Genomic DNA, 11979 nt, shown 5'->3' with positions numbered 1-11979 from the left:
GCCACGCCGCTCGTCGCCGACCTCAAGGAGCGCGAGCCCGCGATGAAGGCCCTCACCAAGCGGGTCCTGGCCAAGCGCGCCCAGGCCGCCGCCGAGGAGAACCTCGCGGCCGACCGTGCCGACGACGACTCCGACGACACCGCTCCCGCCGTCGTGGGCCCCCGTAGCCAGGCCGCGGCCCGCGGCCGGGGCCGCGGCCGACCCTCCGGGAAGCGCCGATGACCGACATCCAGGAGCTGCTGCTCAGCCGCATCCGCGACGTCGCCGACTATCCCGAGCCGGGCGTGATGTTCAAGGACATCACCCCGCTGCTCGCGGACCCGGCCGCGTTCACGGCGCTCACCGACGCGCTGGCCGAGATCGCCGCGAACACCGGCGCGACCAAGATCGTCGGTCTGGAGGCCCGGGGCTTCATCCTCGGCGCCCCGGTCGCCGTCCGCGCGGGCCTCGGCTTCATCCCGGTCCGCAAGGCGGGCAAGCTGCCCGGAGCGACGCTGCGCCAGGCGTACGACCTGGAGTACGGCTCGGCGGAGATCGAGGTGCACGCGGAGGACCTGGCGGCCGGTGACCGCGTGCTGATCGTGGACGACGTCCTGGCAACGGGCGGTACGGCCGAGGCGGCCATCCATCTCATCCAGCGCGCCGGCGCGGAGGTCTCGGGCCTGGCGGTGCTGATGGAACTCGGCTTCCTCGGCGGTCGCGGCCGGCTGGAGCCGGCCCTGGGCCCGGCTCCCCTGGAGGCGCTGCTCCAGGTCTGAGCGGATTGCTGCACAAGCGGCCCCGGTTTCGCCGGGGCCGCTTCGTGTTTCCCGCCGGCACCACGGGTGCGGTGGGGAACAGAACAGGGCGGAGGCGGGCGAAGGCGCAGCCCAGGCCACTCGCAGCCACTCGCAGGACATCCGGCGCACGCCCCCCGACCACCCCGATTCCACCTCCCGGAATCCGGCGGAAGCCTCCCGTGTTGCATGAGTAGACGGTCCTCACGTCCGCCTGAAGGCGATGACCAGCCGCAGGATCGCTACCATGGGGTTTCCGGAGCCTGACCGGGGGACCCGGATCGCGCACGAGGAGCCCTCTTGCCAGACGAGGCCCAGCCACTGACCGCCGCCAAGCCCGAGCCCGCCTCGGCGCCCGCGGCCAAGCCCGCGCCGCACGCGTCCAACGCGAAGAACGACACCCGCGGGCCGATCGAGCACGCCCAGTCCGCGCCCGTCGAAAAGGCTGCCGAGGCCTCGCGTCCCAAGCCGGTCCCGCCCGAGCGCCCGGTGCAGCCGCCGGTGGTGCGCCAGCCCGCCACCCAGCCCGCCCGCACCGGCTCCTCCAACCGCGTCCGCGCCCGCCTCGCCCGCCTCGGCGTCCAGCGCGCGAACCCCTACAACCCGGTCCTGGAGCCCCTGCTGCGGATAGTGCGCAGCAACGACCCCAAGATCGAGAACTCCACGCTCCGTCAGATCGAGCGCGCCTACCAGGTCGCCGAGCGCTGGCACCGCGGGCAGAAGCGCAAGAGCGGCGACCCGTACATCACGCACCCGCTCGCCGTCACCACCATCCTCGCCGAACTCGGCATGGACCCGGCCACCCTCATGGCGGGGCTGCTGCACGACACGGTCGAGGACACCGAGTACGGCCTCGACCAGCTGCGCCGCGACTTCGGCGACACCGTCGCCCTGCTCGTCGACGGCGTCACCAAGCTGGACAAGGTCAAGTTCGGCGAGGCCGCGCAGGCCGAGACCGTGCGCAAGATGGTCGTCGCCATGGCCAAGGACCCGCGCGTCCTGGTCATCAAGCTCGCCGACCGCCTGCACAACATGCGCACCATGCGCTACCTCAAGCGCGAGAAGCAGGAGAAGAAGGCGCGCGAGACGCTGGAGATCTACGCGCCGCTCGCCCACCGGCTCGGCATGAACACCATCAAGTGGGAGCTGGAGGACCTCGCGTTCGCGATCCTCTACCCCAAGATGTACGACGAGATCGTCCGGCTCGTCGCCGAGCGGGCGCCCAAGCGGGACGAATACCTCGCCATAGTGACCGACGAGGTCCAGTCTGATCTGCGCGCCGCCCGCATCAAGGCCACCGTCACCGGCCGCCCCAAGCACTACTACAGCGTCTACCAGAAGATGATCGTCCGCGGCCGTGACTTCGCGGAGATCTACGACCTGGTGGGCATCCGTGTCCTCGTCGACACCGTCCGCGACTGTTACGCCGCCCTCGGCACCGTGCACGCGCGATGGAACCCGGTCCCCGGCCGGTTCAAGGACTACATCGCGATGCCCAAGTTCAACATGTACCAGTCGCTGCACACGACGGTCATCGGGCCCAACGGCAAGCCGGTCGAGCTGCAGATCCGCACCTTCGACATGCACCGCCGCGCCGAGTACGGCATCGCCGCGCACTGGAAGTACAAGCAGGAGGCCGTCGCCGGCGCCTCCAAGGTCCGTACGGACGCGCCCAGGACGTCCGCGAAGGACAAGGACGCCATCAACGACATGGCGTGGCTGCGGCAACTGCTGGACTGGCAGAAGGAGACCGAGGACCCCGGCGAGTTCCTGGAGTCCCTGCGCTTCGACCTGTCCCGCAACGAGGTCTTCGTCTTCACGCCCAAGGGCGACGTCATCGCGCTCCCGGCCGGTGCCACCCCGGTGGACTTCGCGTACGCGGTCCACACCGAGGTCGGCCACCGCACCATAGGGGCGCGGGTCAACGGCAGGCTCGTACCGCTCGAATCCACCCTGGACAACGGCGATTTGGTGGAGGTCTTCACCTCCAAGGCGCCCGGCGCCGCGCCGTCCCGGGACTGGCTCGGCTTCGTCAAGTCACCGCGGGCGCGCAACAAGATCCGCGCCTGGTTCTCCAAGGAGCGCCGGGACGAGGCGATCGAGCAGGGCAAGGACGCGATCGTCCGGGCGATGCGCAAGCAGAACCTGCCGATCCAGCGCATCCTCACCGGGGACTCCCTCGTGACACTGGCGCACGAGATGCGCTACTCGGACATCTCCGCGCTGTACGCGGCGATCGGCGAGGGCCATGTCTCCGCACAGAACATCGTGCAGAAGCTGGTCCAGGCCCTCGGCGGCGAGGAGGCCGCCACCGAGGAGATCGACGAGTCGGTACCGCCGACGCGCGGCCGGGGCCGCAAGCGCCGCTCCAGCGCCGACCCGGGCGTCGTCGTCAAGGGCGTGGACGACGTGTGGGTCAAGCTGGCCCGCTGCTGCACGCCCGTACCCGGTGACCCGATCATCGGCTTCGTCACCCGCGGCAGCGGCGTATCGGTTCACCGCAGCGACTGCCTGAACGTCGACTCGCTGTCCCGTGAGCCCGAGCGCATCCTCGACGTCGAGTGGGCGCCCACCCAGTCCTCGGTCTTCCTGGTCGCCATCCAGGTGGAGGCGCTGGACCGCTCGCGGCTCCTGTCGGACGTCACCCGGGTCCTGTCCGACCAGCACGTCAACATCCTCTCCGCGGCCGTCCAGACCTCCCGGGACCGGGTCGCCACCTCCCGGTTCACCTTCGAGATGGGCGACCCGAAGCACCTCGGCCACGTCCTGAAGGCCGTACGGGGCGTCGAGGGCGTGTACGACGTGTACCGCGTGACGTCGGGACGCACCCGGTCGTAGACCGCGCATGTGAACCCGCATGGGAAAGGGCCCCGCACGCGCGTACGGGGCCCTTTCCCATGCGGGTGAGGGGGATCAGCCGCCGAACTCCTGCAGGCCCTTCAGGGCCTGCTCCAGGAGCGCCTGGCGGCCCTCCAGCTCACGCTCCAGCTTGTCGGCCCTGGCGTTGTTGCCCTGGCCGCGGGCCTGCTCGATCTGCGCCTTCAGCTTGTCCACGGCGGCCTGCAGCTGACCGGTCAGTCCCTCGGCACGCGCGCGTGCCTCCGGGTTCGTCCGGCGCCACTCGGCCTCCTCGGCCTCCTGGATCGCCCGCTCGACCGCGTGCATCCGGCCCTCGACCTTCGGCCGCGCGTCCCGCGGCACATGGCCGATGGCCTCCCAGCGCTCGTTGATCGAACGGAAGGCGGCCCGCGTGGACTTCAGATCGCCGATCGGAAGCAGCTTCTCGGCCTCCTCGGCCAGCTCCTCCTTCAGCTTCAGGTTCTCCGACTGCTCCGCGTCCCGCTCGGCGAACACCGAGCTGCGGGCGGCGAAGAACACGTCCTGAGCGCCGCGGAAGCGGTTCCACAGGTCGTCCTCGTGCTCGCGCTGGGCGCGGCCCGCGGCCTTCCACTGCGACATCAGCTCGCGGTAGTGGGCCGCCGTCGGACCCCAGTCCGTCGAACCCGACAGCGCCTCGGCCTCGGCGACCAGCCGCTCCTTGATGCGGCGGGCCTCCTCGCGCTGCGCGTCCAGCTGCGCGAAGTGCGCCTTGCGCCGCTTGGAGAACGCCGACCGGGCGTGCGAGAAGCGGTGCCACAGCTCGTCGTCGGACTTGCGGTCCAGCCGCGGCAGCCCCTTCCAGGTGTCCACCAGCGCCCGCAGCCGCTCACCGGCGGCCCGCCACTGGTCGGACTGGGCCAGCTGCTCGGCCTCGGTGACCAGGTCCTCCTTGGCCTTGCGGGCCTCGTCGGACTGCCTGGCCCGCTGCGCCTTGCGCTCCTCGCGGCGCGCCTCGACCGTCTGCACGAGCTTGTCCAGCCGCCCCCGCAGGGCGTCCAGGTCGCCGACCGCGTGATGGGCGTCCACCTGCTCGCGCAGGTGGTCGATGGCGGCCTGGGCGTCCTTCGCCGACAGGTCCGTGGTCTGCACTCGCTTCTCGAGGAGGCCGATCTCGACAACCAGGCCCTCGTACTTGCGCTCGAAGTAGGCAAGCGCCTCCTCAGGGGAGCCGGCCGCCCAGGATCCGACGACCTGCTCGCCGTCGGCCGTACGCACGTACACGGTCCCCGTCTCGTCGACGCGGCCCCACGGGTCGCTGCTCACAGCGCCTCCTCCACATGATGCCTGCGGGGGGCCTCAGCACCCCCGGGCATCGTCCACAGTTTCGTCACGGCCAACATAGGCGACCAGCGGGTTACCTGTCCGCATCCAGCGCGACCGAAATTCCGCAGTTGCCGTCGTTGCCGTCAGGACTTCGTCACCGTCGCCTTGTTGATCACCACGGTCGCGTTCGGCGCGGTGTTCTGCGTGGTCGGGTCGGCGGGCTGGGCGCCGGCGGCGGCGATCTTCTGCAGCACCTTCATGCCCGCCTCCGAGACCGTCCCGAACGGGGCGTACTGGGGCGGCAGCGGGCTGTCCTTGTAGACCAGGAAGAACTGGCTGCCGCCGGTGTGCTTCTGACCGGTGTTGGCCATCGCCACCGTGCCCGCCGGGTACGTGTTGGCCTTCAGGCTCTTGTCCTTCAGGTTCTCGTCCGGGAGCGTGTACCCCGGCCCGCCCATGCCGGTGCCCTGCGGGTCGCCGCACTGGAGCACGTAGATACCGCTCGTGGTCAGGCGGTGGCACTTGGTGTGGTCGAAGTAGCCCTTGCCCGCCAGGAAGTCGAACGAGTTCACGGTGTGCGGGGCCGCCGCCGTCTTCAGCGCGACGTCGATGTCACCGCACGTCGTCGCGAGCTTCATCGTGTACTTCGCCGACGTGTCGATCGTCATCGCCGGCTCCTTCTTCCAGCTCAGCTTCTTCGCCGAGCCGGCCGCCGGCTTCGCGCACGGGTCCGAAGCCTTGCTGGTCGGCGAGGCGCTGGGGGTGATGTCGGCGCCCGCCTTGGCCTTGTCGTCGCCGCCCTTCAGCACATCGGTCGTGTACAGCGCGACACCTCCGATCACGATCACGCCGAGTACCGACGCGATCACGGAGTTGCGCACACGGGCCTTGCGCCGCGCGCTGGTGCGCCGCTGCTGCTGCCGCAAGAACTTCTCCCGGGCGAGCTGACGCCGCCGCTGCTCCTGGCTGACCACCGGGTTTTCTCCTCATGCGTGTCGTGTGTCGACCGGTACGCGTGCGTCCTCGTGAGCCGACCGCTGCGTGTAGCCCCGTACCGTATATGGGTTCGCTGAGGAAACGGCAGCGCCGGTAGGCTCTGGACCACAGCTTGTGGTCACCCGTATCGACACAACGAAGGACGATCGTGCTCATTGCCGGGTTCCCCGCCGGGGCCTGGGGGACGAACTGCTATCTCGTCGCCCCCGCCGCCGGTGAGGAGTGCGTGATCATCGACCCCGGCCACCAGGCCGCCGAAGGCGTCGAGGAAGCACTGAAGAAGCATCGGCTCAAGCCCGTCGCCGTCGTCCTCACCCATGGCCACATCGACCACGTGGCCTCGGTCGTCCCGGTCTGCGGCGCACACGGCGTACCGGCCTGGATCCACCCCGAGGACCGGTACATGATGAGCGACCCCGAGAAGTCGCTCGGCCGGTCCATCGGCATGCCGCTGATGGGCGAGCTGACCGTGGGGGAGCCGGACGACGTCCGGGAGCTGGCCAACGGCACCACCCTCGAACTGGCGGGCCTCGAGTTCTCCGTCGCGCACGCGCCGGGCCATACCAAGGGGTCGGTGACCTTCCGGATGCCCGAGACCGCCGACATCCCGTCGGTGTTCTTCTCCGGGGATCTGCTGTTCGCCGGCTCCATCGGACGCACCGACCTGCCGGGCGGATCCATGGAGGACATGGTCGAGTCGCTGGCCCGCGTGTGCCTGCCGCTCGACGACTCCACCGTGGTGCTGTCCGGCCACGGCCCCCAGACGACCATCGGCCAGGAGCGCGCCACCAACCCCTATCTGCGGGAAGTGGCCGCAGGCCGCCGAGATCGCGGCGCCTCACCGGCTCCCCGACGAGGAATGTGACGAGAGACTTCCGTGACCACTTTCAAGGCCCCCAAGGGCACGTACGACCTGCTGCCGCCGGACAGCGCCAAGTTCCTGGCCGTCCGCGAGGCGATCGCCGCGCCGCTCAGGAGCTCCGGCTACGGCTACATCGAGACGCCCGGTTTCGAGAACGTGGAGCTGTTCGCGCGCGGTGTCGGTGAGTCCACCGACATCGTGACGAAGGAGATGTACGTCTTCGAGACGAAGGGCGGCGACAAGCTGGCCCTGCGTCCGGAGACCACCGCCGCCGTGCTGCGCGCGGTGCTGGAGGCCAACCTGCACAAGACGGGCAACCTCCCGGTGAAGGTCTGGTACTCGGGCTCGCAGTACCGCTACGAGCGCCCGCAGAAGGGCCGGTACAGGCACTTCTCCCAGGTCGGCGCCGAGGCGATCGGCGCGGAGGACCCGGCCCTGGACGCCGAGCTGATCATCCTGGCCGACCAGGCGTACCGCTCGCTGGGCCTGCGCGACTTCCGCATCCTGCTGAACTCGCTGGGCGACAAGGAGTGCCGGCCGGTGTACCGGGCCGCGCTGCAGGACTTCCTGCGCCGCCTGGACCTGGACGAGGACACGCGCCGCCGCGTCGACATCAACCCGCTCCGGGTCCTCGACGACAAGCGCGAGTCGGTGCAGAAGCAGCTCACCGGCGTCCCGCTGCTGCGCGACTACCTGTGCGACGCGTGCAAGGCGTACCACGAGGAGGTCCGCGAGCTGATCACCGCGGCGGGCGTGTCCTTCGAGGACGACCCGAAGCTGGTGCGCGGTCTGGACTACTACACCCGCACCACCTTCGAGTTCGTGCACGACGGTCTGGGCTCCCAGTCCGCCGTGGGCGGCGGCGGCCGTTACGACGGCCTGTCCGAGATGATCGGCGGCCCGGCGCTGCCGTCCGTCGGCTGGGCCCTCGGCGTCGACCGCACGGTCCTCGCCCTGGAGGCGGAGGGCGTGGAGCTGGACCTGCCCCCCACCACGTCGGTCTACGCCGTCCCGCTCGGCGAGGAGGCCCGCCGCGTGCTGTTCGCGAAGGTCACCGAACTGCGCAAGGTCGGCATCACGGCGGACTTCTCGTACGGCGGCAAGGGTCTGAAGGGCGCCATGAAGAACGCCAACCGCAGCGGGGCCCGCTACGCGATCGTGGCCGGGGAGCGCGACCTCGCCGACGGCGTCGTCCAGCTCAAGGACATGGAGTCCGGCGAGCAGACGGCGATCGGCGTGAACGAGGTCGTGGCGGAACTGGAGTCCCGGCTCGGCTAGTAGGGCAACGAGAGGGCGCCGGGGCGACCCCCGGCGCCCTCTCACTGTTCCAGCAAGCCGTACCGCATGGCGTGGGTCACGGCCGCCGTCCGGTCGTCCACCCCCAACTTGCCGAAGGCCCGCTACAGTTGGGTCTTCACCGTTGACTCGCCGATGTACGGCCGACGTCCGATCTCCCCGTTCGTGCAGCCCTCCGCCACCAGCCGCAGTACCGCCCTCTCCCGCTCCGACACCGGGGCCGTTCCGGCTTGGTCCGCAGCCGGTCCACCAGGCGGGCCGCCACCGCCGGGACCAGCACCCTCTCGCGCGGGCGCGGGTAGTAGCGGGCGAAGTGCCGTACCCTCTCGCTCACCGTCAACTCGGCGGGCGCCGATTCGTCCTGTCAGACGATTCCCCCACGGGACCTCCACGCGCGCGTGCCCGTCGCCGGGTCCGCACCGGGGACCGACACCTCGCCCCCGTCCCGTGACCGATGGCCCTGAAGGATCCCCACCGTCGTGCTCTTGCCCGCGCCGTTGGGCCCGAGCAGGCCGAACACCTCACCGCGCCGGATACCGAGGTCGAGACCGTCCACCGCGGTGACGCCCCCGTACCGGTTCCGCAGCCCCCGGACGTCCACCGCGAGTTCGTTCGCGTGTGCTGTCATGCCCTCGAATATCGGCCGGAACCGAACGATCCGTGACCACCGTGCGTACCTCCTTATGTCCTTCGAACGGTGGACACACACGTGCGTGCGGCACAATGAGCCGTACCCGAAGATGGTCCAACTCTCAAATGACGGAATCGGCGTGATGAGCAAGACGACAGTCAACGACGTCTCCACGGAGTCCGGTCCCGAGCGTGCCGCCGACGGCCCGCGCACGGTGGGCGGCAGCCGTGCCTTCGCCCTCCTCCTGGTGATCACCGGCGCGGCCGGGCTGCTGGCCGCGTGGGTCATCACGCTCGACAAGAACAAGATCCTCGAAGCGAAGATCGCCGGGAAGACGTTCACACCCGGGTGCAGCGTCAACCCGATCGTGTCCTGCGGCAGCGTCATGGAGAGCAAGCAGGCCGCCGCCTTCGGCTTCCCGAACCCCTGGCTCGGCCTGGTCTGCTACGGCATCGTCATCTGCGTCGGCATGAGCCTGCTGGGCCGCGCCCGCTTCCCCCGCTGGTACTGGCTGACCTTCAACTTCGGCACGCTCTTCGGCGTCTGCTTCGTCACCTGGCTGCAGGTCCAGTCGCTGTACGAGATCAACGCGCTGTGCCTGTGGTGCTCGCTGGCCTGGGTCGCCACGATCACCATGTTCTGGTACGTGACCTCGTTCAACGTCCGCAACGGCTTCCTGCCCGCGCCGGGCTGGCTCAAGCGGTTCCTCGCCGAGTTCACCTGGGTCGTCCCGGTCACCCACTGCGGCGTCATCGCCATGCTGATCCTGACCCGCTGGGGCAGCCAGCTCTGGGCCTGACCCCCCGGCCCGGCCGCGTTGTCAGTGCGGTGATTTAGGGTTTTGAACGTGGAACCCGACCTGTTCACCGCCGCAGCGGAACAACGCCAGGAGACGGACCCGGCAGCGAGCCCCCTGGCGGTGCGCATGCGCCCGCGCACCCTCGACGAGGTCGTGGGCCAGCAGCATCTGCTGAAGCCCGGCTCTCCGCTGCGCCGGCTGGTCGGCGAGGGTTCCGGCGGGCCCGCCGGACCCTCCTCGGTGATCCTCTGGGGCCCGCCCGGCACCGGCAAGACCACCCTCGCCTACGTGGTCTCCAAGGCGACGAACAAGCGGTTCGTGGAGCTGTCCGCGATCACCGCGGGCGTCAAGGAGGTCCGTGCGGTCATCGACGGCGCCCGCCGCGCGACCGGCGGCTTCGGCAAGGAGACCGTCCTCTTCCTGGACGAGATCCACCGCTTCAGCAAGGCCCAGCAGGACTCCCTGCTCCCGGCGGTCGAGAACCGCTGGGTGACCCTGATCGCGGCCACCACGGAGAACCCGTACTTCTCGGTGATCTCGCCCCTGCTGTCCCGTTCGCTCCTGCTGACCCTCGAACCCCTCACCGACGACGACGTCAGGGGCCTCCTCAAGCGCGCCCTGTCCGACGACCGCGGCCTGAAGGACGCCGTCGCCCTCCCCGAGGACACCGAGGAACACCTGCTGCGCATCGCCGGCGGAGACGCCCGCCGCGCCCTGACCGCCCTGGAGGCCGCCGCCGGAGCGGCCCTGGACCAGGGCGAGAGCGCGATCAGCCTGGAGACGCTGGAGCAGACGGTCGACCGGGCCGCGGTCAAGTACGACCGCGACGGCGACCAGCACTACGACGTCGCCAGTGCCCTCATCAAGTCCATCCGGGGCTCCGACGTCGACGCGGCCCTGCACTACCTGGCCCGCATGATCGAGGCCGGCGAGGACCCCCGCTTCATCGCCCGCCGCCTGATGATCTCCGCCAGCGAGGACATCGGCCTGGCCGATCCGAACGCCCTGCCCATCGCGGTCGCCGCGGCCCAGGCCGTCGCCATGATCGGCCTCCCCGAGGCCGCCCTGACCCTCAGCCACGCCACCATCGCCCTCGCGCTCGCCCCCAAGTCCAACGCGGCGACCACCGCGATCGGCGCCGCCATGGAGGACGTACGCAAGGGCCTGGCCGGCCCGGTCCCGCCGCACCTGCGCGACGGGCACTACAAGGGCGCCGCCAAACTCGGCCACGCCCAGGGGTACGTGTACCCGCACGACCTGCCCGAGGGCATCGCCCAGCAGCAGTACGCACCGGACGCCCTGAAGGACCGCGAGTACTACACCCCGGGCCGGCACGGCGCCGAGGCGCGGTACGCGGACGCGGTGGAGTGGACCAGGAAGCACCTCGGTCGCAGACGGTCCTGAGCGCCCTGTAGACTTCCCCGGAGTGCTGAGTCCCGTGCTGTCAGAGCGGGACAGCCAGCCGGAGCGCCATCCTCCCCGGATGGACTCCAGGAGCGTCGCGCACCGTCGAACGGTGTCGCGGGCAACCCATCACCACCCGGAGTTCCGGGAGCGGTCGGTGGGTCACTCGCGTGCTGCATGTATGTGCCCAGACCAGGGAAGCGGCTGCCCGGCAGGTCCCCTCGGGACCCGGCGGGTTTTCCCGGCTGCGGATGCGACCTCCCTAATCCTGACGAGCCGAACACTACGAAAGAGACGAAAGACAGTGGCGAACCAGTCCCGCCCCAAGGTCAAGAAGTCGCGTGCCCTCGGCATCGCGCTGACCCCGAAGGCCGTCAAGTACTTCGAGGCCCGTCCCTACCCGCCGGGTGAGCACGGCCGTGGCCGCAAGCAGAACTCGGACTACAAGGTCCGTCTGCTGGAGAAGCAGCGTCTGCGCGCGCAGTACGACATCTCCGAGCGCCAGCTGGTCCGCGCCTACGAGCGCGCGTCCAAGGTCCAGGGCAAGACCGGTGAGGCCCTGATCGTGGAGCTCGAGCGCCGTCTCGACGCCCTGGTCCTGCGTTCGGGCATCGCCCGCACCATCTACCAGGCCCGTCAGATGGTCGTCCACGGCCACATCCAGGTCAACGGCCAGAAGGTCGACAAGCCGTCCTTCCGCGTCCGCCCGGACGACGTCGTGCAGGTCCGCGACCGTTCCAAGGACAAGACGCTCTTCCAGATCGCCCGCGAGGGTGGCTTCGCCCCCGAGGGTGAGACCCCGCGCTACCTGCAGGTGAACCTCAAGGCCCTGGCGTTCCGCCTGGACCGCGAGCCGAACCGCAAGGAAGTTCCGGTCATCTGCGACGAGCAGCTCGTCGTCGAGTACTACGCCCGCTGACCCCGGTCACGGCGTAAGGCCTCAGCCCGCCGTCTCCCCGCCCGGCCCCGCCGGGCGGACGAGGCGGCGGGTTCGCTTTTCGCTCTCCGTGCCTCGGCCGGCCTTCTCGCCTCCCGCGCCCGGACTACTCGCTCTCCGTGCCGCGCCCGGTCT

General features: G+C 70.2%; 10 protein-coding genes and 2 pseudogenes. 8 read left to right on the top strand and 4 right to left on the bottom strand.

Annotated elements, in window-relative coordinates; translation table 11 throughout:
• The 3 genes and pseudogenes from ACZ7GZ_RS20925 to relA form a co-directional block, all read left to right on the top strand.
• Positions 1 to 222: pseudogene (locus ACZ7GZ_RS20925) on the top strand (protein translocase subunit SecF); the annotation flags it as partial.
• On the top strand, positions 219 to 758 hold the full coding sequence (locus tag ACZ7GZ_RS20920; protein WP_471026173.1) for an adenine phosphoribosyltransferase: 540 nt from the start codon (positions 219 to 221) through the stop codon (positions 756 to 758). The pseudogene ACZ7GZ_RS20925 and the gene ACZ7GZ_RS20920, both read left to right, overlap by 4 nt.
• Before the next feature lie 318 nt (positions 759 to 1076).
• A complete protein-coding gene (relA, locus tag ACZ7GZ_RS20915; protein WP_471026170.1) occupies positions 1077 to 3614 on the top strand; it encodes a GTP pyrophosphokinase in 2538 nt (845 codons plus the stop codon).
• A 75-nt stretch (positions 3615 to 3689) separates the two neighbouring features.
• On the opposite strand, the gene ACZ7GZ_RS20910 is transcribed toward relA, so the two are convergent.
• On the bottom strand, positions 3690 to 4919 hold the full coding sequence (locus ACZ7GZ_RS20910; RefSeq protein WP_471026167.1) for a DUF349 domain-containing protein: 1230 nt from the start codon (positions 4917 to 4919) through the stop codon (positions 3690 to 3692).
• A 143-nt stretch (positions 4920 to 5062) separates the two neighbouring features.
• The gene (locus tag ACZ7GZ_RS20905; protein ID WP_471026165.1) at positions 5063 to 5893 is read right to left on the bottom strand and encodes a peptidylprolyl isomerase; all 831 of its coding nucleotides are present in this window, start codon (positions 5891 to 5893) and stop codon (positions 5063 to 5065) included.
• Between the two features lie 170 nt (positions 5894 to 6063).
• Here ACZ7GZ_RS20905 and ACZ7GZ_RS20900 point away from each other — a divergent pair, with 170 nt between their 5' ends.
• Positions 6064 to 6780 (top strand): MBL fold metallo-hydrolase, encoded by a 717-nt coding sequence (locus ACZ7GZ_RS20900; protein ID WP_471026163.1) that lies wholly within the window; start codon positions 6064 to 6066, stop codon positions 6778 to 6780.
• Between the two features lie 12 nt (positions 6781 to 6792).
• A complete protein-coding gene (gene hisS / locus ACZ7GZ_RS20895; protein ID WP_471026161.1) occupies positions 6793 to 8055 on the top strand; it encodes a histidine--tRNA ligase in 1263 nt (420 codons plus the stop codon).
• A 122-nt stretch (positions 8056 to 8177) separates the two neighbouring features.
• Here the strand turns inward: hisS and ACZ7GZ_RS20890 are convergent, their stop codons facing one another.
• Both ACZ7GZ_RS20890 and ACZ7GZ_RS20885 read right to left on the bottom strand, forming a co-directional pair.
• Positions 8178 to 8255, bottom strand: a complete 78-nt coding sequence (locus ACZ7GZ_RS20890; protein WP_471026183.1) for a hypothetical protein — start codon at positions 8253 to 8255, stop codon at positions 8178 to 8180.
• A 101-nt stretch (positions 8256 to 8356) separates the two neighbouring features.
• Positions 8357 to 8701 (bottom strand): annotated as a pseudogene (locus ACZ7GZ_RS20885) (ATP-binding cassette domain-containing protein); the annotation flags it as partial.
• Positions 8702 to 8846: 145 nt separating this feature from the next.
• Here ACZ7GZ_RS20885 and ACZ7GZ_RS20880 point away from each other — a divergent pair.
• The 3 genes from ACZ7GZ_RS20880 (at position 8847) to rpsD (ending at position 11826) form a co-directional block, all read left to right on the top strand.
• Entirely contained in the window at positions 8847 to 9503 is a 657-nt protein-coding gene (locus ACZ7GZ_RS20880) for a vitamin K epoxide reductase family protein (protein ID WP_471026158.1), read from the top strand.
• Positions 9504 to 9551: 48 nt separating this feature from the next.
• Positions 9552 to 10907, top strand: a complete 1356-nt coding sequence (locus ACZ7GZ_RS20875) for a replication-associated recombination protein A (RefSeq protein WP_471026155.1) — start codon at positions 9552 to 9554, stop codon at positions 10905 to 10907.
• Between the two features lie 304 nt (positions 10908 to 11211).
• Positions 11212 to 11826: a 30S ribosomal protein S4 gene (gene rpsD, locus ACZ7GZ_RS20870; RefSeq protein WP_228618885.1), complete on the top strand. Its 615-nt coding sequence runs from the start codon at positions 11212 to 11214 to the stop codon at positions 11824 to 11826.
• Positions 11827 to 11979 lie beyond the last annotated feature (153 nt).

This window comes from Streptomyces sp. NPDC037288 (assembly GCF_055603265.1).
This window is presented reverse-complemented; position numbering and strand designations above follow the sequence as displayed.

What these genes read in the sequence shown, in the direction of transcription:
- ACZ7GZ_RS20920 (WP_471026173.1), top strand. Translation starts at nt 219, where the DNA reads ATGACCGACATCCAGGAGCTGCTGCTCAGCCGCATCCGCGACGTCGCC.
- ACZ7GZ_RS20880 (WP_471026158.1), top strand. Translation starts at nt 8,847, where the DNA reads ATGAGCAAGACGACAGTCAACGACGTCTCCACGGAGTCCGGTCCCGAG.